Origin of the sequence: Lysinibacillus sp. GJ-1, from assembly GCF_021166035.1 — a bacterium.
In the GTDB taxonomy this organism is placed as follows: Bacteria; Bacillota; Bacilli; order Bacillales_A; family Planococcaceae; genus Lysinibacillus; species Lysinibacillus sphaericus.
Map to the genome: position 1 here is coordinate 2733966 of NZ_CP088912.1, position 21752 is coordinate 2755717.

Consider the following 21752-nt stretch of genomic DNA (forward strand, 5'->3'; position numbering starts at 1 on the left):
AAACGCTTACTTCCTTATTATGTGACGTAAAATGGCTGCTATTTTAGATAGATTCAATACGCTTTGCTGATTGATTGATGTGTGACAAAAGATTAGTAACTCAAATTTACGGACTACACGCTTTATGTTTATATGAAAAAGCAAAAATCTACCACATAGTTCTCGCCAATCACTACATGTGATGTTAAAATAAACTAATATTTAGCAATAACAGATTCATTATCCTTAAATAATATAAGACGCAAATTAGGTTACTTTATTGATAAAGCCAGTGAAGTACATAACCACTTTTCTCTTATTCTGAATACTTATTGCAAAAGATAATAGTTATAAAAGCAAGATGTTAATACCCCATTTGGTGTTAGTCGACCATATCACTATTTATCTCTATCACTTTTTGCTTTCTTAAAGCAAAGTTAATTTATCGAAATAGATGGAGGATTTGTATGCGTATTAAAACAAGACTTATTCTTGTTACTTCAATTTTTGTGTTGTCAATCATGGCCGTAGGTGGATTTGGGACATGGTCTTTATCGAAGATTGTCTCACAAAATAATGAGGTAAATAATCTGATGGAAATTAAAACAATCACCAAGCAAATTCAATATCGGCTTGCCGGTCTTTCAAATGATGAGCGAGCATTACTATTAACAAATGATCCAACATTCGTGTCACAAATGGAGGAAAAATCAAACGATATTATAAACCAATTTAATCAATTATATGCCTTTTCCATCATATCCTCAGAGCAACAGACCATTGATGACATTAAGGCAAATTACGAAAAATATTGGAATCAAGTTCAATTAGTTATTCACAATCATACGATAGACCCTAAAAAAGCAGCTGAAATTCATTTTGGGGAAGAACGAAGAATACGGAAAGAAGTACTTGACCCTTCGTTTGAACGTTTTATTGCACAAATAGATCAACAAACAGAAGTAGCAAGCGCTAGCTTGAAATCACAATCTAAAATGAGCCAAGCACTTCTACTCGGAGTTGCGATAGTTGCCACAGTATCTGGAATCATTTTAGGCGTTTTACTTTATCAATCCATTTTAAAACCATTGCGCCAACTAAATATTCAGATGAATGATATCGCACACGGAAACGGCGATTTAACTAAAACGATCCAAGTAAAAAACAAAGATGAATTAGGGGAAGTGGCTACTTCATTTAACCACTTCATTTCTTCATTAAGACAAATGATGACACAAATTAGCTCTTCATCCGAGCGAGTAGCAGCGTCTTCCGAAGAGTTTTCAGCGAGTGCGGATCAATCAAAACGATCTTCTCATCAAATTACGGAAAATATACAAGATGTCTCGACGAGTATGGATAGTCAAGCGAACATTTTACACGAAAGCACTATTGCCATCGTGCAAGCATTGCAAAGTTTAGAAAGTATGACACATTATACAGCTGATGTTTCAGAAGATACGAATGAAGTTAGTATACAGGCGGATCAAGGAGCACAATCCGTTAAAGAAATTGTTTCGTCCATGGAGGCCATTTCACAATCGGTAGACGAAACAAATAAAAATATCAATTCACTCGCTGAAGATGCTGTCAAAATTGGTGAAATCACAACATTGATAAATGACATTGCCAATCAAACAAATCTCCTTGCCTTAAATGCGGCATTGAAGTACCGTGCAGGAGAGCATGGAAAAGGATTTGCCGTAGTTGCAGAAGAAGTACGAAAATTAGCTGAACAATCCAGTGGCTCGACAAATCAAATCAAAGCACTCATTACACGTATTCAAGAGACAACCAATGAAACCGTTCAAACGATACAAAAAGTGCAAACAAATGTCGGTAGTGGCGTTCAATTAACATCTACTACTTCGGTACAATTTCAAGATATTATGCAATCCATTGCCCATGTCACGGGTAAAGTACAAGAAATAGCTGCCACAACAGAACAACTAACAGCTGATTTTACAACGGTTACCCAACAATATGAAATCGTTTCTTCACTCTTTAAGGAAAATTCCGAAAGCACACACGAAGTGGTCGCAGCAACAGAAGAACAGTTAGCTTCTATGGAAGAAATTCAAAGTGTTGCGCAAACATTAACGAGCATTTCTGATTCACTTAATCAGATGGTGCGTAGCTTTAAAATCTAAACGACAAATAACACCCTAATTGATGTGTGAAATGACCATCATTAGGGTGTTATTTTTATTATCGTTCGTTTCTTTTAGGATTAGAATTTGCCTACAGTGTGTTCGAAGTCAAATCTTCATCTGCACTTCATTTTATGATTTCGCCATTAATTTTCTTTTAATACGAAGGGACACAAGCTCTAAGATGATGGCGACAATAAGAGCGCAATACGTAATCATCCCAACTTCGTGTAAATCATAGTAAAAACTAGAAGCCATAAATAACTCAAAGCCAATACCACCTGCCGCCGCCGCTGCACCCATCGCCACTGCCACACCATAGTTCGTTTCAAAGCGTAAAAAAATCCACGACACCATATAGGACGAAGACTGCGGAACAACAGCATGCCATACAATATGCCACCAATTCGCTCCTGAAGCCCGCAATGCTTCTATAGTACCTTCTTCTAACTCCTCAAATGATTCAGCAAATGCCTTTGTTAAGTAAGCAATGGTATGCAGCATCATCCCCAGTACACAAGCAATTGCACCGAGACCTGCAACAATCGCAAAGATTAACACCCACAGGACTGTAGGTACTGCTCTAATAAATGAGTTAAAAGCGATTATCCCATTTGACACCATTGAAGGGACTAAGTTTTTCGCGCTAAAAATAGCAAGGAAAAAAGAGAGTACTGCTCCTAAAATCGTTGCTAAAAAAGCTAATGCAAGTGTTATACTAATTTGCTTTAACGCTGTAGCAAATGTAATTTGATGAAAGGCAGGTTCTAAAAACATCATCTTTAAATTACCTAGCGTTAAGGAAATGGCTGTTGACCATGTAATTGTCCCATAATCAAGCAAAAATGGTCCAATCAGTGTAAATAACAGTAGTGCCCATAGTACAAGACGCATGACGATATTCGCCTTTGTCATTTTAGTGATTTGAATTCGACCATTTCTTACTTTAACATTTGTCTCTAAAGGTGACACGTGCATTAAGAAATCACCTTCCTTACTTTGTTTGATGTAAATTCAATAATAAACACAACCGCGATAATCATAATGGTAATAAGCCCTAGCATATTATAATCCAGTTTTTTATAGTAAAGATCAAATAGATAACCAATACCTGTACCTGTTAATAATCCAACTAATGTCGCACTTCGAATATTGGTTTCAATCATATAAAATATCCAACTAAGCATCTGAGGCATCGTATCTGGTAATACGCCTTTCCATACCATTTGAAAATATGTAGCCCCTGTGGCCCTTAGCGCCTCTACTCCGTCTGAACTTGCCTCATCAATTGTTTCAATAAACATCCGAACTAAAAAGCCAAACGTCGAGAAAAATAGAGCGAAATAGCCCGTTACAACATTATGTCCAAATGAAATAACAAGAACAAGCGCCCATGCGATTACTGGAACATTACGAAAAATGGATGCAATGAACCGTGCTACAAAGCCAAAGAAACGATTGAATTGTGTCGTTTGCGCCCCTAATATTGCAAAAAGCAAAGCAAATACGGCTGCTGTAGTAGAAGCTATGACGGATAAAATAATCGTCTCCCAAAGGCGTTGTAATACTTTTGGTATATTTTCTATTGTTTCAGTTGAAGGAATTAAATTATTAATCATCCATGCAAGTGTACTAGGAATCGCATATAAACCTTCTATTATATTAAACTTTGTAATGGCTGCTGAGCCGTACGTTAATACAATCAGAACAATCATTACACCTGTCATTCGCCACTTTTTCCTACGTAAAATATTCGCCTCTGTCATCATACCCTCCGAACCTTTTATTCCGTAATTAGTTCATCTACACTTGTTCCATAAATGTTACGTATAGCAAGCTGGTTTAACTGCTTCGGGATATCATCAAATACTTTCTCCCCTTTACGTAATCCGATAATTCGATCAGAATAACGCATGGCAACGTCGACTTGATGTAAATTCACTAACACAGTAATGCCCATAGACTGTGAAATTTCCTTTAAGTGATCCATAATGACCTTCGATGAATTGGGATCAAGGGATGCGATAGGCTCATCACATAACAATAACTTTGGCTCTTGCACTAATGCCCTTGCTATCCCTACTCGTTGCTTTTGACCACCACTTAACTGGTCACAACGTTTATAAATTTGATCCTTCATATTCAGCTTTTCTAATATCGATAATGCAAGTCGTTTCTCTTCTTCTGTATAAATACTTAGGATACCTTGCATCGTGGATTTATAACCAAACCGACCATGCAACACATTTTCAAATACAGTTAGACGGGAAACTAAGTTATAATGCTGAAAAATCATGCCCATTTTGGCACGTTGTTGCCGCATTGCTCTTTTATTGATAGACGTAATATCTTGCTGATCAAAAATAATTTCTCCTTCGGACGGTTCAATCATTCGATTAATGCAGCGTAGCAATGTCGATTTCCCTGCACCCGATTGACCTATAATGGATACAAACTCGCCTTCTTGCAAGGAAAGATTGATATCATTTAACACCATGGACTTATGGTCATAGCTTTTAGCAATTTTATGAAGCTGCAAAATCGTGTTGGCTTGCTCTCTTTCTGGAGCAACAGTAAATGCTGACTGCAGGGGCTGTCTTTCCAATACAATAGTAGTCATTATTCTCTCTCCTTGTATCGTAATTTGATAAAGCTGATAGCATGGAAAATCTCTGAGACTTTTTTGAAAAAGGCTTCTATCTTTAAAGATAAAAGCCCTGTACAGTATTATTTTGATAGTTCGCGAATTGGATTAAACCAAGCATCTTCCACTTCTAAGAAACGCTCGTCCGCCGCCCTATAGAACAATCCAGAATCGCCGGAATCTTTTGGTACAAAAATACTTTTGTTATTGGTTGTTTCATCCGAGATTAAGTGTTCTTTTAATGTCTTAATATCTTCTTCGCTTAATACCGACGTATTGACTACGAATGGAGCGTTAAGTACTGGTGTTACCTGTATCAGCACAAATTCTTTTCCTGTTAACGTGTTAAACGGTGCTGCAGCATTATCTTTTACCTTATAAACTGCACCTGGTGTACTTTCTTTTCCTTCCACTAGCTCAACATAAGCCTCCACACATGTATCACAAAATGCTGCGATATCAGAGCGCTCCATCAACATATTGACAGCTGACCCTTGGTGAGAATCCCCAAATAAGACTTCAGGATATACTTCATTGCCTTCCATTAAAGCTTCTTCAGTTAAATTTTTATCGCTAAAGTGAGAAATAATTGAACTTGTTGGTACTTTGAAACCTGATGTTGAAGAAGCAGAGACGAAAGAAATCGTTTTGCCTTCCGTTGTATCTAACGTATATTTACCATTCTTTTGATATTGTTGTGCCTGATCCTTTGGAACCGCTAGCCAGCTATAATAGACCGCATCGTCTAATGTACCAGACTCTCCGGATGGTACAACTAAGGGTTCGACATCTTTACTTTTGTCCTTCGCTTCGATATACCCTTGCGCTCCCATAAAAGCAATATGTGCATTGCCATTGGCAATTGATTCAATCGCAATCGCATAATCTGTCGTTAATTTATGTTCTACTTTACGCCCTGTTGCCTTTTCAAAAATGGCACCAAAAGCATCACGAGAAGGAGCCATTTCAGAACCTGATTCATTTGGATACCAAACCATTACAAGTGGTCCATCTGATTTTGCATTGGCTTTCTTTGTTTCACTTGTTCCATTTTCCGAACTACAAGCAGCTAAAAAAAGTACAGTCAACATGCCCATCAAAATTGATAACCATCGTTTGTTCATTATTCTTCTCCTTTTTCACTTCAGTTTTTGTAGTTTTGCTCTACATGCCCCATTTAATCATCTCGGAAAGCGCTTGGAAATAGCTCCGCATTTTTCTTAATAAAATTTTACATTCACTAAATAAAAACGGCAGTTTGTAAATTGGATAATGTATATTGCCCTAATTGTACAGGTGCACCATAACGACCATGATAATCTGATCCACCTGTTGTGATTAAATGATATTTTTGAGCTAATTGTTGCACCTGTTCCATATGCACAGGTGTGTGATCAGGATGAAGTAACTCGATTCCATCAAGCCCTTCTTGCACAAGCTCCTCCGTGATATCGAAAGAGTTTAACTGACCAGGATGGGCAACGACAGCGACTCCGCCATCAGCATGAATGGCTTGCAATGCATCAAATGCATCAACATAAACAATATCCCCTGCTGCTACTCCTGTTTTAAATAATGAGCGATACAATGTTTGATAGTATTTTGAACTATATGCCTCTTCTGTCAACGCATTCATAATATGCTGTTTATATAATGTACCGCTTTCGCGAGCAAAGGCGAGTGCCTGCTTTGCATCGAGCGGGAACCCCGCCTCCTGTATGCGCGCTAATTGCCATAATGAATGGGCGTGCCGGCGAGCAAGTAGTGGTGTACAAAGTGCTTGAATATGTGGACATGGACCTTGAAAACCATAGCCAAGCATATGGACTTTGCGCTGACGCTTAAAGTCATAGGCCGATATTTCAACACCAGCAATAAATTCGATATTGAATTGTGCCGCAAGCTTACGCCCCTCCGCATGGTGAGCTGTTGTATCATGGTCAACAACGCCTAGATGTGTGATACCTGCTGCCTTCGCTTGCTGGAATAATTGCATCAAAGTTTCACTACCATCGGAATAACGACTATGTGTATGCAAATCAATTTTCACGCTAACACTTCCTTGTCGCTAATTTTCATCATTGTAAAAACATCATCGCACAGGCCTTCCATAAACTCTAAATCATGAAAAATACCAATTAAAGTAGTTCCTTGTGCTTTTAGCTTTTCGATGGATTCCCTTACCTTAACTTTCGAGGCTTGATCTAAGCTAGCAGTAGGTTCATCTAAAAGAAGGAGGCGTGGCTCTTTCACGATCGCACAAGCAATATTTAAACGAAGTTTCTCTCCACCCGAAAAATTATTTGGATAACTATTCCATAATTTTTCCTCCAAATCAAAATGACGTAATGCTTGCTTTGCTCGGGCAATAGCTTCTTGTTGTTCTACACCTACATCTAGTAGAGATTGTGTCACCAGTTCTAATGCTGTCGTTCGAGGCATGACGTTTAAAAATTGCGACACATAACCAATTTCATGTTTTCGCAAATAAACAATTTGTCGAGTCGTCGCTTGTAATAAATCAATCTCACCATAGGCATCTGAATGGAATATAATGTTTCCAGCTTGCGGCATATAAGTGCGATAAATACTTTTTAAGATGGTCGATTTGCCACTGCCACTTTTACCGACAATCCCTAAAAAGCCCCCCTCCTTCACATGCAATGATATATTTTCAAGTGCTGGAAAAGTCTTTTGTAAATGATGAATAGTAAACGATTTCTGCAAATTGTGTATAGTTAACATCGTTTCCCCCCCTTAGCGATAATTGGTTTGCATAATAATGTTGCCATCAACCATGGTTGTTGTAACAACGGGATAGCCGTCTTCCATCTGTTCAATAATTAATATATCTGCTTTTTTACCAACCTCAATCGAGCCAATTTCGTGATCAAGATTTACTGCACGTGCAGGATTAATCGTCACAAGTTGGAATAAACGGTGTAAATCTTCATCATATTGTTTCGATAATTCGAAAATCCCGTGTAACATTGCAGGAGGATAATAATCACTACAAATAATATCGATTACTTGTGCTTGAATCGCCTCACTGGCGCTTAAATTCCCTGAATGGGAGCCACCATTTAAAATATTGGGTGCACCAGCAATCGTTTGCATCCCCATCTTCTTTGCTTCTTTTGCCACATCGAGTGTAATAGGAAACTCACTGATTGTTGTGCCATACGATTGAACAAGTTGAAGTTTTGCTACATCATCGTCATCATGTGAAGCAACCGCAATGTTATGGTCAATGGCTAGTCGACTTAGTCGTTCAATATCATCGAAAGTCATTTTCGCCTTATCAACTTGATTTTGAATTAATACATTGGCTTCCTGATCTGACATGGAACGATAGCCGCGCATAATATTTTTATAGATTTCAAGATTTCGATATTGTCCCTGACCTGGTGTATGATCCATAAATGATAGCAAATGCACTTTGCCATCTTTAATATTGCGCTCTAAGTTCGGTATTTGATCGATGGAATCAATTTCGAAGCGAGCATGTAAACGATGTCGTATTAAATGTGGCTCTTCGTGTGAAGCGTAAATAGCATCAACACATTTTTGAACATTTTCCGGATTACGAATTGCTTTATGTGAGTATTTATCATCCCCGTAATAGGATAAGGAATGAAAAATTGTTGTAATGCCATGCGTCATTAAAATGCGTTCGCTCTCCCGTAAACCAATGTTCATGCTCATTACTGAGGTTGGACGAGGGCTGACAATCGTCTCAATATAATCCGAATGAATATCGACAAAACCTGGTGATACAAAGCCACCTTTAGCATCTAAAACCTCTATACCATGTAAATCAATGTCCGCTTCATGGACAATCGCATTAATTAAATGGTCCTCCACTAATACAATGTGGTTTTTTAAAAATTGCTGTTCTGTCACAATAACGCCATTTATAATCGCAAGCATCATTTACCTCCTTACAGTAATGAGTAAACTAATTGTTGTGTATATTCGTGCTGTGGATCTTCCAACACTTGATCTGTTAACCCATGTTCAATAATTTCCCCATTCAGCATGACAATTGTACGATCAGCAAGCATACGAATAACGGCCAAATCATGTGATACAACAATCATTGAAATATTTAACTCCCGTTGTATCGATTTAATTAAATCTAAAACATCTGCTTGTACAGACAAGTCTAATCCTGTCGTTACTTCATCTAGTAATAGAATAGGCGGGTTATTGGACATGGCCTTAGCAATTTGAACCCGTTGCTGCATGCCACCTGAAAAATTTTTCGGTGCTTCTTTACTTCGATGGACAGGAATTCTAACATGTTGTAGAAGTGATAGGCTTCGCTCTTCCATCTGACGAACATGACGATTACCTGCTGCAATTTGCTTTTCTGCAATATTACTCATGGATGAAAAATCCATTTTCAGTCCAAGCATCGGATTTTGATAAACCATCCCTAAAATCGTATTTCGTATATGACGCTTCATTTGACTCGATTCAGTAAAAATATTGTTGTGCCCATTTTCATAATCTACTAAATAGCCTTCTCCTGACGTCACCGTCTCATCAAAGTAAAGACTTTTCATCAATGTCGATTTACCACTGCCACTCTCTCCGACAATTCCTAATATTTCTCCTCGATATAAATCTAACGATACATTTCGACATGCATAGACAGTTTTACAGACAGGGCAAAAATTTTTTTCTAGTTTCATGTCTTCGTGCTGACAATGCGTACAACCATCACCGTACTGTTTGGATAACTGTCGAATCGATAATACCGGTTGTTCTTGCATCATTTTGCTGCCACCTTTTGTTGTAATATTTCTTGCATATAACTTGTATCATTACAAACATAGTAAGTTTCACCCGTAACTTCATCTGTAAGCTCATCAAGAAAGACATCTGAAAGACCTGTTTCTCGGCACACCTTTCCTTCAAATTGCTCGACAACAAACGGATAGTCCTCAAATGCAAGCGACTCTACATTTGTATAAGGCGGTACTGCGTAAATTTTTTTCTCACGTCCCGCCCCAAAAAGTATAAGCGCCTCACTTTGATGTATTTTTGGGTTATCAAACCGTGGAATTGGACTAGGATTCATAACGTAGCGTCCATTGACTAATACTGGATAATCCGCCCCTTGAGAAGTCTGGTTATAGCGCATAATTTGTTCAAACAACATTAAATAAGCACCGCTATATTCTTTTTCTGCATGATAACGTTTTGTTTTAAATTCACTCCGTTCAATGTCCCGCAACGGCTCTGGCTCTGGTACTTGTAGCACTAACACTTGATCTGTACGCAATGGCACTTCAGGAATGCGATGGCGTGATTGTACAAGCGTGGCATCTTGCGTACGAGTCGTTGTTTGAACACCCGTTGTCTTGGTCACAAGCTTTTTTATATTAACTGCATTGACGGAGTCATCCGAACCTTGGTCAATAACTTTCAATACATCATTTTTACCAATTAATGCGAGTGTTACTTGCAAGCCCCCTGTTCCCCACCCTCGGGCAATTGGCAACTCACGCGAGGCGAATGGCACTTGATAGCCAGGAATTGCTATTCCTTTCAAAATTGCTCGTCGGATTTCACGCTTTGACTGTTCGTCTAACAAAGCAAATGGTACTGCGCTCATCGGTGCCCCTCCTTTTTTATACTGCGCATTTGTTCTAACTTCGCTTGGAATGTGACATAATGCGGCATCTTCAAGTGTGAGATAAATCCTGTAGATTCAATCATATCCACGTGAAGTAGTACAAATTCTTCGTCATGGATTGGAGAATCGCCTCCAACTTCTAGTGCATGATCTACGATAGACATCGCAATGGCTTTTGTTTCGTTTTGTCCAAAACATGCACCATAGCCAACATCGAATTCCAACACTTGTTGTCCATCTTCATCTACATCAACAGGAATAAACGACTCTACTTCCGTTAGTTTAATGGCGCCAATATAATAAGGGTCCATATCGTCGTCTTCTAATGCAACATAAATTGGTTGCCAACCTACCCGTACCTCCCCAACATTTGGATGTGATGCACCGTAGCCGCGAAGACCTGCATAACCAAGAGATGTAATTGTCCCTGTTTGTCCCCTTGTTAATGTTTGCAAACGTTGAGAACGATTTGTTGGAAACGTTATGGCTTGCTTCGTCACATCTTTAGGTTCTTGATTATTTAAAGCGAACTTTCTTATTAGACCTTCATCGCGTAAATAATCCATTACTTTTGGTAGCTGCTCTAATGCAAGTTCACTTTCTTCCGGTTTATTTATTTGTTCAAATGCCGCCTTTTTTAGCTCAACATCTGCTACGGTTTCCTCCAGCAAATCAAAATCCAATAAGCGGTGTAAATAATCGTGTGAAGCCCCTAAAATTTGCCCTCCTGGAATATCTTTGAAACTAGCCGATATGCGTCGTAGGACAAACATTTCTCTCGCATTCGTTACAGTTGAATAATACAAGCGTGGCAATGTGGAGCGGTGAGCACGTAATAAAAATACAGCCTCCTCTGCATTGCCCTCGCTTTGTTTCATCGCTAAAGAGGCTAAACGTTCACTATATAAACTACTTTCCGACATGACTTGATCTAAAAAACCTCGCATTGTGGACTGTAATGTATGCACTGAAATATGTGCGCCTCGCTTCACACGCTCATACTGCAAATGCTCTAAAGATGCTTCAATCGCCTCGGCGCCACCACGAACTGCTACATACGCCATTAGCTTTTCACCTCTTCCAACTTCGTTGTGCGTGGTAAAGCGAGCACCATACCATTTTCATCTATTAAAATCAAATCGACTCCTAGCGGAAACTCTCGATTTCGAATTGCACGCAACGCCAAAATATCAGGAGATAATCCCAGTTCCACTAGTTCTTTATGCAAAATACTAGGCCCTGTTAATTGATAGACAACTTCGTTTGACTGCTGTGGCAATTCCATGACGATTGTAGCGGATTGCTGTGGATCAATTAAATTTCCTATTTTCACTACTTCTAACACTTTCAATATTTGCTCTTTGTTAGCATTTGCAGGCACAATGATAAAATCCGCTTCATGGTAATCTTTCACTTTTGCGCCTGTCCATTGACGTAGTTCTTGGTGAAGTCGCTTCGAATCATCTACTGCTTGAAAGCTGATTTCTCCATCGAACAATGTCATTAAAACAGATAATGTTTGAGGATATAGCCCATCGATGGAATGCAAAGTTTGTAACGTCCCTTTACTGCCTGGTCGAGCAAAACAATCCATTAATGTACGAAATGTCAGTTGCGTAAAGTGTACCGTTTCCATGTTCCCTACCTCCTTATATCGACATCGTGTCGAACTGAACTTTTGTCCGTTCAATTGAACATTTTATTTCTTGTTGCTTCATATCAAGACGTTGTGACAGTTTCGTTAACACGCTCGCCCACTTTGCCACTACAGGTAGTTGCCCATTATAAGCAGCATCTATAATGGCCAGTGCCTTGGAAAGCTCTGGCTCATATTCGCGAACTAAGCCAAGACCAAATGCTTCGCCAATTTTGACCTTAGTTTCTGTTACTAACGTCTCACCTATATAAAAAAGGGATTGCTGTGCCGATTCTCGCATTTTAATCATGACAAGCCCCTCTCTTGGTGCTTGGATTTCAATTACCTCATGGTGACTACAAACTTCATTTGCCATCTGTAATGCTTCTTCACGTCCAACCTCAATTAATAATTTAGTCCGTTCAGCTCGTTTCACTTGACCAACTCCCTTCACCAATACCTTAACTTGGCGCCATGTTCAGTAGTGAAAAGGTTTCGTGAAGTTCATGTAAATTAAGTTTTACAAAAATTAACGGCATTTAATTAAAATGGCGGGGTCACGTAGCAATTTATCTTCCGGTTGTCTTACAACATAAAAAAAGACTTCAAACACGAATGGTTTGAAGTCAATCTAATCTATATTTGAAAAAAGAAGCGATCCGTTCGATATAAAATTTCTGTGTACTCTAGTAAAATATTATGCTCGTCATCCCAACTATCCGATTCTACCTTGACGAGAGGCACCAATATTTCACATGCAAGCAATGACCGGTCCAGTTCATTTGGAAATTTGACAGCTAAATGTGAGAAGGAACTACGAAATTGTTTTACACCATGCTGTTGATAAAATGTATAGATAGAGGTTAAATCATCATTCACCTGCTTAATGGCAGGCATATTTTCAACAACGACATACGAGCGATGGATTGCTGTGGGTTCCTCGTCAATAAAGCGCAATCTTTCAATTAGGTAAAGGTCGCTATGTTGAACATACGGCTTGCTAAAAATAATATGTTCTTTAGGTACCTGTTCTATTTTCGTCACAACTGATTGATAGTTTGATGTAAATTTGAGCATTTTTTCACTAAAGCTAATATCGCCAGACATTACAACCTCAAGTGGTTTTTGTTTTTCCCGCAAAAAGCGCCCAATCCCCTTCTGCGAATAAATTAAACCCATTTTCTCTAGTAAATCATAGGCATTTCGTACTTTTATACGTGGTACACCAAACATTTCCATTAGAGCATGTTCACTTGGCATTTTCCCATCTTGCGAATAATTCCCTGCCTCGATTCCCTGTAACAAGTAATCCTTCACTACTAGTTCCTGCTCATCCACACGCTTCACTCCTTCTATAAAAAAGGCATAATTTCAATCCATTTGTACCTTAAGTAGCACATTCCAAATAAACTTTATGAACGTTATTTTTTTGTATTAAATGCAAATTCAATTTTCCCTTCCACAAATTGCAGGGCAGCGCTAAATTGCTTGCCACTTTTTGCTTTAAAACCTTTCATTTCGGCTGTTTTCCCGCTCGTACATAAATCTCTAATATTCTTCTCCGTAAGCTTTTTCCCTAATAATCTTTCTGGAAATGTTTGTTTACAGCCATTTTTATATTCCGAGCAACCATAAAATTTCTTGCGCAAGCTAATTTTGCCTACTTTACATGTTGGGCATGTCACAATATCTTTTGCTTTAGCATTTGTTGGAAATTGATCCGCATTAATTGTGATTGTGTTAATTTTGTTTGGTACTTCGGCAATTAACTGATAGATAAATTTGCCAATACTGTCGATAAAATGTTTGGCCGATCCTTCACCACGTCCTATTTTTTTTAAATAAATTTCCCATTTTGCTGTCATCGATGGACTGGAAAGCAAGGTTCCTTCAATTGCTCTACACAATAGTTCCCCTTTAGGTGTGATACTGACAATATTTTTCTTCACCTCAATAAACCCATGCTTTTTAATCGTTTCAATAATGCCACTACGTGTTGCCTCTGTGCCAATACCTTCTACAGAATTTAAAACTTCAATTTCAGTCTCGTCTTCAACCGATTTTCCACATGTTTTCATCATTGTAATAAGTTGCCCTTCTGTATAAGGCTTTGGTGGCGTTGTAGTCCCTTCCATAATGGCGATTTGACTTTGGACGATTTCCCCTTTAGATACGACAGGTAGAACTTCCTCACGATGTGAAGGCTCTTTATCGCCAGCGAAAAGCTCCCGCCAACCTTTTACAAGCTCTGTTTTCCCGACGGATTTAAATTCTACATTTTTCACATCCGTTAAAATCGTTTTTTCATCATACTCATAATCATGATGAAACATTGCAAGCGTTGTATGTAATATTTCAAAATAAATATTTCGTTCATCCGCAGCCATTGACTGCAACGCTTTTTCTGTTGGCACCTTTTTCGTTGGAATAATGGCATAGTGCTCGCCTACATTAGAGCTGTCAACATAACGTTTATGTTGTCCTCTTAAAACAGGGGGAAATGACTGACCAATGAGCTGTTGATATTTTTGCAGTGCTTCGTGTAAATAATTGTATTCATTTGGTGTTATCAGCTGTGAATCGGTACGTGGGTACGATACAAGCTTTTTCTCATATAGCGACTGTGTCAATTTTAACACGTGAGCCGGACTATATTTCCAGCGTCTATTTGCTGTTGCCTGCAAAGTTGATAATGCGTGCAATTTAGGTGGTTGGATTCGCTTTGTCTTATTCGTTACACTCGTAATTTGACCTATATCCATTGGCTGAATAGCGTGTTGTCTCAATAACTGCTCTACTTCTTCTCTAACATTGGATTTGATTTTCGCCTTACCTTTATACATACCATTTTGGGCTGTAAATACTCCTTCAATTTCATAAAACTTTTCAGGCTTAAAATTCTCGATTTCTTGTCGTCTTTTATAAATCAAATACACTGTTGGTGATTGCACACGCCCAATAGAAATACTGCCCTTAAAGCCCTTCTGCTGAAGAAGTAATGTATATAAACGACTACAGTTCATGCCCACTAGCCAGTCGCTAATTTGGCGTGTTTTTGCTTCTTGATACATCAGCAAATCGCGCTCGTTACTGTGCATATTTTGAAAACCTTTCCGAATTTCATCCACTTCTAAAGAGTTAATCCATAAACGTTTTACAGGCTTTTTTACTTTTGTCATTTTATAAATGGAATAAAAAATATTCGATCCTTCACGCTCAGCATCGCATCCATTATAAATCATGGTTACTTGTGGATCGTGGAAGATTTTTTTTATCGCATTAAACTGTGTGTATACATTACTAACAACTTTATCTTCATATTTGTCTAAAATAATCGGTAAGGCATCTAAAGACCACTTCTCCCATTCCTTTTTATATTCCTTCGGTTCCTTTAATTCGACGAGGTGACCTATCCCCCAACTAATAATGGCACCATCAGGAAATGTTGAACAGGGCTCTAACTCTATAAACGTTTTCTCTTTGTGTTTAATTTTAAAGGCTTCTGCATAAGCTCGTGCCTGCGATGGTTTTTCAGCTAAAATAGCGATTTTTCCCATAAAATGATCACATCTTCTTTTAAATATTTTAGTAGTTTGTTATCTAAAAATGGAAAGAGGCTGGGACATAACTAGAAAGATTTAAGGAATGGAGAACTTGGCTAACTTAGCTATTCTTACTTTTGCAATAAATAAAAAATTAGAAGGGTTACTAGTTGTTGTAGCGGAGGTGGTGACTCCGGCGGGAACAGCACATAATGTAAGACGCGGGCATTCCGCGCGTAGCGAGGGTTGCGGCTTACTGTGCTGAGCGGAAAGCACCTCCGTAGCGGACAACAACGGCGCAACAAGTAAGTGTTAGATTGATGGCAGTCTATCTAACACTTTTCTCTTTTGTCCCAGCCTCTTATTGTGAAATACCCTACAACTATTTTACTGTATACCATATAAAATAGCACTTCCTAATGTCAGAAGCGAAGCAACGATGCTCTCTTCAAATAGAAAAAAAACTAAATGCACATAACCTCTTTCTCCTTATCCCATATAGATTTTGGATAACAAGAAAAATGTTTAAGTTAGAAAATATTATATTGAGCTAGCAAATAATAGGGGCAAGATGATAAAATATGGTTATAAAGGGGGATGGGGAATGGGGAAATTAAGTAAGCGTAATATTTTATGGATTATACCAATCGGCATAATAGGCGTGTTTTGGTATTTTTATGGTCCACAAGAAGACATAACGGATAATGAATATATTACATATGTCAAAAACTATTCAATCGAAAATAGTAACCAATCATTCGAAAAAGCTTTTGCTTCAGCTTGCGAAAATCCATATTGGGTTTATTTTGAGACACAAAAGGGACAAGATGTAGTGGAATTTAAAGGTGATTGTCCTATCAACAACAAGAAGGCGAAAGTCAATGTACAATTTTTAGTCGATGCCAAAATGACAACTGTAAAGTATGGTGCAATGTTAGTCGATAGTAAAATGCAAGAAGAATCCGAACGAGACAATTTTCTACTGGCGATAACGACGGAGTAAATCTTATTTTCTTACAATGAGCCTAAACGCACTGAAAGGTGAATTTGGGCTCATGGCTTTATAGCTTATCATTAAAAATAGCATATACATTTGTATCATGTGCTTTCCCTTGTTGATACATATATTCTTTTAATACGCCTTCTTTGTGAAAACCTAAATGAGTTAGTAACTGATTGGATGCTACATTTTCAATAAAGACAATTGCCCCAATCCGGTTAAGTTCCATCTTATCAAACCCATAGGATACAATTTCAGCTACTGCCTCTTTCGTATAGCCCTTTCGCCAGTAGTCGGGGTGCAGCTCATAGCCAATTTCTGTCCGCTTATGTTTAGGTGACCATGCGTTAAAGCCGATGGTTCCGATAATGCCCTTTACTTCTTTCCGCTCTATACCCCACCGAATACCTCTTTTTTCCTTATAATTTTTCGAAAAAGTTTCGATTAGTTTTTTTGCTTCTTCAATTGTTGCAAAGGGTTCTAATCCATAATACTGGGTAACAAGGTGATTGGAAAAACAGCGAAAAAGGTCTGTTGCATCTTCATCTATTATTTCTCTTAATATTAATCGTTCAGTCTCTACAATAGGAAACATCTTATTCCTCCTTTATAGTATTTACAATTCTCCAAAATTGGCAAAAACCCTTTTAAAAGAGAACTACCTTTCTAGGAACTTTCAATGAAAAGTTTCGTATTATTTACAGGAGGTATGGAAGAATATGAAAAAAATGAGTTTATATTTGTTGATGCCAATCTTACTATTTTGCCTTTATGTTGTTTATCACCATTTTACTTATACATTTTTCTATACAGGCGATATCAAATATGGTCGCCCTATTCTTTCACCAAATGGTGACTATTCAGCACAAGTTTATTATGACAATTATGGTGGCGCTATAGGTGGAGTCAATTTGATTGTCAATATTATATATCATCAAAAACATGACGAAGAACAAACCATTTATTTTAGTGATGCCAAAGGTAGTGTAAATGTAAACTGGACTGCCGACGATGTACTGTCGATTACGAACTATGACGAATACGCTAATCGCAATACTGAACTAGTCGTAGGTAAAGAAATTTACGATGAGCAAGGAACTGCTTGTAATACCTATAAAATAAGAAAAGCTTTTAATTGTAAGGATCAAGACTCCTAATGCTCTATTATTTTAAACTAAAAACAGCATACTAAGATGCACTCCTAGTATGCTTTAGCTTGTCGATAAAAGGCATCAAGCAATGCCTTTTATCATGGTTATAACACTTCTTTACCAACGGACATCTGAAACAGAGCATATCCCTAGTAAGGATGATGCCTTGTGTTTTACTTAAAATAATAGTTTACTGCCTCGTCAGCAGAATGAAAAATTTCGTTTTGATTATTTTTATAAATAAGCTTTGCGGCTTTACAAGCATCTTGAAAATTTTTGGCTTGGTTTAATTTTTCGTTTACTTGCTCTATAACCGTTGAAAAACCATCTAGGTTATATGTAATGATTTGTTCGAACTGTTGATATTCAATGTCTAGCATAATGGATAACTGATCTTCCACATAATTATTTAAATTAATAAAAATACATTCTTCGATGTCTTTAGAATGCTTATCGATAGTAATAAATGCCTCTTTATACTCTGCAATTAATTTTGAAGATGTCAAAGTGACCTTAAAACCTTGCTGTTCTAAACGTGTTTTACAACATGTATAAAATCGTTCTACTTCTTCGGAAATTTTAGGTGTAATCGTTGTTTTTTTTAATTCATCGCAATGTTGATAAATCGCATCAATTTTTTTCTGTTTTTCAACCAATAATTTGAAATTTGAAAGTGAGTACATTGTAAATTCCCCCTTCATTTTATAGTCGGCAATAGCAAGGGAATTTAGTCAACTTTTCATTCATTCTTATAACTTTTTTGTTCTAATATGCGATGCGTTTAAAAATGAAGTATACTTTCCTCGTTTACATATAAAAATAATTTTGCTGCATGGATTGGATTGTTTCAATCATTTCTTCTCTCAATTCTAAAGGCTCCAACACCTCAATATTCGCCCCTTGACTAAGTAGCCACATTTTAATACCACGACCAAAAACTTCCGCTTCAAACAAGCATTGTCCATCTTTATTGGACAAAATTTTGGCTGTCGGTAAACGATCTAAGACCGCCTGTGGCGAACGCCCCTTAAAAAGAAACTTAATATGCATCAGCTCACCTGCATCCATAAACTGAATGCGTTTACGAAATTCACCTTCTTGAAAGCGTTCGGAGTAGGAGATTTGAAATTTCTTATCTAACTCTAGAAAATGCTGGATACGATCAATACGATAGACAATCGGTAGGTCCTTCTCATGCTTACTATCGTAAGCTATTAAATAGAAATAGTATTCGGAGAAAATAACACCAAGAGGTTTTAATATCTTTTGTGAAGGAATTATCTCACTCTCTCGTAAATAATCAATTTTAATTATTTTTTTCTTTTGAATTGCCTCTGAAATTACCCATATTAAATGTAAAAGAGATTTTTTATGATTTAAGTCAACGTACAAATGCTTCTCATTTAAAATGATATTATGAATAAACTCTTGTTTATCTGCTGCAACAATCGATATAAGTTTATCGATAATATCGCTCATTTCTGATTTTAAAAGCGCTCTTGATTCAATAAGTATTTTAACAATCGCTAGCACTTGTTCTTTGGATAAAACGTTTTTCCCGGTATTCGTTAGCTTATACACTTTTTCTGTTCGCACATATTCTAAATGACAGTCTAGTTTAGCTTTTTCAATATACGCTCGAATTTGATCTAAATCTCGTTGTATGGTTTTTTCACCAACTTGATGTGTAAATGCTTCTTGCTTTTTGCTAATTCCTTGACCATCCATCAATCTGTCGAACATTGAAATGACACGATAGCCTTTATTTTGTTGTGAATCCACCATATATCCCACTCTTTCTACATAGTTACCCTCTTATTATACAAAACGAGATGGACATCATTAGTCCTTATAACTACGAATTTTCTATATAATTGGGATAATTAGTGCAATACTAATTGCATTAGATTCCATTCTTCACAGACGGACATACCGATTTTTTGTAAGTATTATCAAGTAAACTGGCATATTAAAGGACTTCAATCCGAGTAGGTTGAAGTCCTCTTATAGTAGTTAACTTTTTAATTTTACGGCTGTACCATAGACTAAAACCTCGGAAGTTCCGTCCATAACAGATGATGTGGAAAATCGGACGGCTACAATCGCATCAGCTCCTAAAAGCTGCGCTTCTTCTTCCATAGCTCGTGTAGCAATTTCTCTGGAGCGCACGAGCATTTCGGCATATTCTTTCATTTCACCGCCCACAATATTGCGAAGCCCCGCCATCATATCGCGACCAATATTTCTCGATTGGACCGAATTGCCCTTAACCAAACCTAATGTTTCTTCAATCTCTTTTCCTGCAACAACATCCGTTGTTGTTAAAAGCATTGCCATTCCTCCTTATTGTTGTAGTTCTTGAACCGCTAATACAGCATCGTCAATAGAAGTCGTAATGACACCGTTGCGCTTGATTAAACCGATAACAAATAAATTACGGTAAACAAATTGATTTTCAATGCCATCACGTATAAGCGCCTCTATTTTCATCATATTTTCTCGCCCTTGTTGACGGACGTCTGTAAATACCCCAACGATTGGGCGGTTCAGCATTGAAAATGCACCGATTTCAGCCGCTACGCCAGAATCAATTTCTACACCATCTAACACAGCCACTAAAACATCACTCGTTTGTAGCATTGTTAAATCCGCTTCTGCAATGGCTAAACTATCCGCATAGGATGCCTTATCATTAATCGCATCGTTCTCCTGTGGAACATATAATTCAATATCTGGTATCGCTTGTCGAATTGCCGTTGCTAACCGTTCATTTACTAAGCGATCTCCTAAAGAAAATAACCCATTCGCTAAATATGCTTTCATCATACATTCCTCAATTCAATAATTTTTCAAACACTATTTTATGTCGACCTTTATCATCAATAAAAGTCGAAACAATATCAAAACCATGGTGAATATTTGTGATGAGCATGGTTTTGCGCTTATTTCTACCGTATGTACGAACTTTACTATAGCCAAGTTCTAGCACTTTTTCATGTTGCTTTCGCATCAATTGACTAGCAATACCTTGACCTCGCATTTTTTCGTGAACACCGCCCAACCAACTATAAAAAACGCCATCAGAATGTGGGTTGCCTAATTTAAATCCTACCATCTCCTGTTTCTCCACGGCAAATAAACAAAGCAGGTCTTTTTTACTTTCCAGTTTTTCTAGAGTAAGATGTGCACCTTCAAATACATGTGCATGAATTTCTTGTAACGGTTGCACCCAATGATAAGGTACACCTTCAACTACAATGATTTGCACCTTTATCACCCGCCTCTTTTCATTCAACCATTATATCAAAAAAATGTCTTACATGTATTCGATAGGCATACAACGGAATTAAATAAGGTGATTTTAACCATACAGCATTGCGGGTTGTCGTACACCATGTAAATAATCTGCTAGTTTACCAGCAAAAATCTCTTCTAAATAAGGTAACTGTGCAATACAGTCGGGGGTCATTAACGCTGGATTTTGATAAATCTTCAGACCACCGATTTTTAAAAGGGTTGCCACAAACTGCGAACAAAAATAAGCGCGTTCTCTACGTACTTCCTTTTGCATCATCACACCAAAAAGCCCTATAAAATTATATTTATATCGATCTCGATTGCAATACATATAGTGTACAATTTTTTCCATCTCTAAGTACTGATAATACGAAACACGACAACGGTAAATCACACAATCCGCGTATTCAAAAAGACCAGCTTCTGCATTTTCCCTTAAAAATCCGCCACTTAGAGGATTATTGAGCTGTCTTCGCCCAAAGCTGTACATATCAAAAAGTTCCTGGTCAAAGGCGATGGAAGCATGGTTCATCTCTTTTCCCGTATACATCCCTATTGCTTTCGATAATAAGGTCCCTGTTTTTGTCAATACTATGTAAATGGTATATACCATTTCGTCACCTACTTCAATTGTTCTGTTAATACCAATACGTTTTAATTCTTCAAATGGTTTCGTAATTTCCTTATTTTTATAGTATAGAAAATAAAT

General features: G+C 37.6%; 24 protein-coding genes. 3 read left to right on the plus strand and 21 right to left on the minus strand.

Annotated features, from left to right (window positions below; translation table 11 throughout):
- Positions 1-446 precede the first annotated feature (446 nt).
- Positions 447-2129, plus strand: a complete 1683-nt coding sequence (locus tag LO754_RS13510; RefSeq protein ID WP_231784601.1) for a HAMP domain-containing methyl-accepting chemotaxis protein — start codon at positions 447-449, stop codon at positions 2127-2129.
- Positions 2130-2261: 132 nt separating this feature from the next.
- On the opposite strand, the gene LO754_RS13515 is transcribed toward LO754_RS13510, so the two are convergent.
- The 14 genes from LO754_RS13515 to LO754_RS13580 all read right to left on the minus strand — a co-directional run bounded on the left by LO754_RS13515 (position 2262) and on the right by LO754_RS13580 (position 15610).
- A complete protein-coding gene (locus LO754_RS13515; protein WP_024360966.1) occupies positions 2262-3107 on the minus strand; it encodes a PhnE/PtxC family ABC transporter permease in 846 nt (281 codons plus the stop codon).
- Entirely contained in the window at positions 3107-3898 is a 792-nt protein-coding gene (phnE, locus tag LO754_RS13520; RefSeq protein WP_435892032.1) for a phosphonate ABC transporter, permease protein PhnE, read from the minus strand. The genes LO754_RS13515 and phnE overlap by 1 nt, the downstream gene beginning before the upstream one ends.
- 14 nt (positions 3899-3912) lie before the next feature.
- The gene (phnC, locus tag LO754_RS13525) at positions 3913-4749 is read right to left on the minus strand and encodes a phosphonate ABC transporter ATP-binding protein (RefSeq protein ID WP_108030118.1); all 837 of its coding nucleotides are present in this window, start codon (positions 4747-4749) and stop codon (positions 3913-3915) included.
- A gap of 107 nt (positions 4750-4856) precedes the next feature.
- A complete protein-coding gene (locus LO754_RS13530) occupies positions 4857-5897 on the minus strand; it encodes a PhnD/SsuA/transferrin family substrate-binding protein (RefSeq protein WP_024360969.1) in 1041 nt (346 codons plus the stop codon).
- 116 nt (positions 5898-6013) lie between these two features.
- On the minus strand, positions 6014-6823 hold the full coding sequence (locus LO754_RS13535; protein WP_231784602.1) for a PHP domain-containing protein: 810 nt from the start codon (positions 6821-6823) through the stop codon (positions 6014-6016).
- The gene (gene phnL / locus LO754_RS13540) at positions 6820-7518 is read right to left on the minus strand and encodes a phosphonate C-P lyase system protein PhnL (protein WP_107894473.1); all 699 of its coding nucleotides are present in this window, start codon (positions 7516-7518) and stop codon (positions 6820-6822) included. The genes LO754_RS13535 and phnL overlap by 4 nt, the downstream gene beginning before the upstream one ends.
- Positions 7519-7530: 12 nt before the next feature.
- On the minus strand, positions 7531-8703 hold the full coding sequence (gene phnM / locus LO754_RS13545; protein WP_231786328.1) for a phosphonate metabolism protein PhnM: 1173 nt from the start codon (positions 8701-8703) through the stop codon (positions 7531-7533).
- An 11-nt stretch (positions 8704-8714) separates the two neighbouring features.
- A complete protein-coding gene (locus tag LO754_RS13550; RefSeq protein ID WP_374116271.1) occupies positions 8715-9551 on the minus strand; it encodes an ATP-binding cassette domain-containing protein in 837 nt (278 codons plus the stop codon).
- Positions 9551-10396, minus strand: coding sequence for an alpha-D-ribose 1-methylphosphonate 5-phosphate C-P-lyase PhnJ (locus LO754_RS13555; protein ID WP_229386944.1), 846 nt, complete (start codon positions 10394-10396; stop codon positions 9551-9553). The genes LO754_RS13550 and LO754_RS13555 overlap by 1 nt, the downstream gene beginning before the upstream one ends.
- Positions 10393-11481 carry a carbon-phosphorus lyase complex subunit PhnI gene (locus LO754_RS13560; protein ID WP_024360975.1) on the minus strand — a complete coding sequence of 363 codons (1089 nt, stop codon included), beginning with the start codon at positions 11479-11481 and terminating at the stop codon, positions 10393-10395. Before LO754_RS13560 ends, LO754_RS13555 begins: the two co-directional genes overlap by 4 nt.
- Positions 11481-12053 (minus strand): phosphonate C-P lyase system protein PhnH, encoded by a 573-nt coding sequence (gene phnH / locus LO754_RS13565; RefSeq protein ID WP_231784603.1) that lies wholly within the window; start codon positions 12051-12053, stop codon positions 11481-11483. Before phnH ends, LO754_RS13560 begins: the two co-directional genes overlap by 1 nt.
- A gap of 13 nt (positions 12054-12066) precedes the next feature.
- Positions 12067-12489, minus strand: a complete 423-nt coding sequence (phnG, locus tag LO754_RS13570; protein ID WP_108030111.1) for a phosphonate C-P lyase system protein PhnG — start codon at positions 12487-12489, stop codon at positions 12067-12069.
- A gap of 200 nt (positions 12490-12689) precedes the next feature.
- A complete protein-coding gene (locus tag LO754_RS13575; RefSeq protein WP_025219814.1) occupies positions 12690-13391 on the minus strand; it encodes a GntR family transcriptional regulator in 702 nt (233 codons plus the stop codon).
- 83 nt (positions 13392-13474) lie between these two features.
- On the minus strand, positions 13475-15610 hold the full coding sequence (locus tag LO754_RS13580; protein WP_108030109.1) for a type IA DNA topoisomerase: 2136 nt from the start codon (positions 15608-15610) through the stop codon (positions 13475-13477).
- 589 nt (positions 15611-16199) lie between these two features.
- Between LO754_RS13580 and LO754_RS13585 the strand changes: the two genes are divergently transcribed.
- The gene (locus LO754_RS13585) at positions 16200-16598 is read left to right on the plus strand and encodes a hypothetical protein (protein WP_025219816.1); all 399 of its coding nucleotides are present in this window, start codon (positions 16200-16202) and stop codon (positions 16596-16598) included.
- Positions 16599-16656: 58 nt separating this feature from the next.
- Here LO754_RS13585 and LO754_RS13590 read toward each other — a convergent pair whose 3' ends face one another.
- Positions 16657-17190, minus strand: a complete 534-nt coding sequence (locus LO754_RS13590) for a GNAT family N-acetyltransferase (protein WP_231784604.1) — start codon at positions 17188-17190, stop codon at positions 16657-16659.
- 124 nt (positions 17191-17314) lie between these two features.
- Between LO754_RS13590 and LO754_RS13595 the strand changes: the two genes are divergently transcribed.
- On the plus strand, positions 17315-17752 hold the full coding sequence (locus LO754_RS13595) for a DUF5412 family protein (RefSeq protein WP_024360982.1): 438 nt from the start codon (positions 17315-17317) through the stop codon (positions 17750-17752).
- Positions 17753-17919: 167 nt separating this feature from the next.
- On the opposite strand, the gene LO754_RS13600 is transcribed toward LO754_RS13595, so the two are convergent.
- The 6 genes from LO754_RS13600 to LO754_RS13625 all read right to left on the minus strand — a co-directional run bounded on the left by LO754_RS13600 (position 17920) and on the right by LO754_RS13625 (position 21656).
- On the minus strand, positions 17920-18429 hold the full coding sequence (locus LO754_RS13600; protein WP_024360983.1) for a hypothetical protein: 510 nt from the start codon (positions 18427-18429) through the stop codon (positions 17920-17922).
- 124 nt (positions 18430-18553) lie between these two features.
- On the minus strand, positions 18554-19531 hold the full coding sequence (locus LO754_RS13605; protein ID WP_029747070.1) for a helix-turn-helix transcriptional regulator: 978 nt from the start codon (positions 19529-19531) through the stop codon (positions 18554-18556).
- A 228-nt stretch (positions 19532-19759) separates the two neighbouring features.
- On the minus strand, positions 19760-20077 hold the full coding sequence (locus tag LO754_RS13610) for a YbjQ family protein (protein WP_024360985.1): 318 nt from the start codon (positions 20075-20077) through the stop codon (positions 19760-19762).
- 12 nt (positions 20078-20089) lie between these two features.
- Complete coding sequence (locus tag LO754_RS13615; protein WP_229386950.1) at positions 20090-20572, minus strand: nucleoside 2-deoxyribosyltransferase; 483 nt, start codon at positions 20570-20572, stop codon at positions 20090-20092.
- A gap of 7 nt (positions 20573-20579) precedes the next feature.
- Complete coding sequence (locus LO754_RS13620; RefSeq protein ID WP_229386951.1) at positions 20580-21014, minus strand: GNAT family N-acetyltransferase; 435 nt, start codon at positions 21012-21014, stop codon at positions 20580-20582.
- Between the two features lie 93 nt (positions 21015-21107).
- On the minus strand, positions 21108-21656 hold the full coding sequence (locus tag LO754_RS13625; RefSeq protein ID WP_229386952.1) for a hypothetical protein: 549 nt from the start codon (positions 21654-21656) through the stop codon (positions 21108-21110).
- Between the last annotated feature and the right edge of the window lie 96 nt (positions 21657-21752).

Excerpts from the sequence above, each read along its gene's own strand:
- LO754_RS13615 (WP_229386950.1), bottom strand. The coding sequence starts at position 20,572 with ATGATGAAAGCATATTTAGCGAATGGGTTATTTTCTTTAGGAGATCGC.
- phnL (WP_107894473.1), bottom strand. The coding sequence starts at position 7,518 with ATGTTAACTATACACAATTTGCAGAAATCGTTTACTATTCATCATTTA.
- LO754_RS13590 (WP_231784604.1), bottom strand. The coding sequence starts at position 17,190 with ATGTTTCCTATTGTAGAGACTGAACGATTAATATTAAGAGAAATAATA.
- LO754_RS13560 (WP_024360975.1), bottom strand. The coding sequence starts at position 11,481 with ATGGCGTATGTAGCAGTTCGTGGTGGCGCCGAGGCGATTGAAGCATCT.
- LO754_RS13585 (WP_025219816.1), top strand. The coding sequence starts at position 16,200 with ATGGGGAAATTAAGTAAGCGTAATATTTTATGGATTATACCAATCGGC.
- LO754_RS13550 (WP_374116271.1), bottom strand. The coding sequence starts at position 9,551 with ATGCAAGAACAACCGGTATTATCGATTCGACAGTTATCCAAACAGTAC.
- phnE (WP_435892032.1), bottom strand. The coding sequence starts at position 3,898 with ATGATGACAGAGGCGAATATTTTACGTAGGAAAAAGTGGCGAATGACA.
- LO754_RS13510 (WP_231784601.1), top strand. The coding sequence starts at position 447 with ATGCGTATTAAAACAAGACTTATTCTTGTTACTTCAATTTTTGTGTTG.
- LO754_RS13605 (WP_029747070.1), bottom strand. The coding sequence starts at position 19,531 with ATGGTGGATTCACAACAAAATAAAGGCTATCGTGTCATTTCAATGTTC.
- LO754_RS13515 (WP_024360966.1), bottom strand. The coding sequence starts at position 3,107 with ATGCACGTGTCACCTTTAGAGACAAATGTTAAAGTAAGAAATGGTCGA.
- LO754_RS13530 (WP_024360969.1), bottom strand. The coding sequence starts at position 5,897 with ATGAACAAACGATGGTTATCAATTTTGATGGGCATGTTGACTGTACTT.
- phnH (WP_231784603.1), bottom strand. The coding sequence starts at position 12,053 with ATGGAAACGGTACACTTTACGCAACTGACATTTCGTACATTAATGGAT.
- LO754_RS13625 (WP_229386952.1), bottom strand. The coding sequence starts at position 21,656 with ATGGTATATACCATTTACATAGTATTGACAAAAACAGGGACCTTATTA.
- phnM (WP_231786328.1), bottom strand. The coding sequence starts at position 8,703 with ATGCTTGCGATTATAAATGGCGTTATTGTGACAGAACAGCAATTTTTA.
- LO754_RS13580 (WP_108030109.1), bottom strand. The coding sequence starts at position 15,610 with ATGGGAAAAATCGCTATTTTAGCTGAAAAACCATCGCAGGCACGAGCT.
- LO754_RS13595 (WP_024360982.1), top strand. The coding sequence starts at position 17,315 with ATGAAAAAAATGAGTTTATATTTGTTGATGCCAATCTTACTATTTTGC.
- phnC (WP_108030118.1), bottom strand. The coding sequence starts at position 4,749 with ATGACTACTATTGTATTGGAAAGACAGCCCCTGCAGTCAGCATTTACT.
- LO754_RS13600 (WP_024360983.1), bottom strand. The coding sequence starts at position 18,429 with ATGTACTCACTTTCAAATTTCAAATTATTGGTTGAAAAACAGAAAAAA.
- LO754_RS13555 (WP_229386944.1), bottom strand. The coding sequence starts at position 10,396 with ATGAGCGCAGTACCATTTGCTTTGTTAGACGAACAGTCAAAGCGTGAA.
- LO754_RS13610 (WP_024360985.1), bottom strand. The coding sequence starts at position 20,077 with ATGCTTTTAACAACAACGGATGTTGTTGCAGGAAAAGAGATTGAAGAA.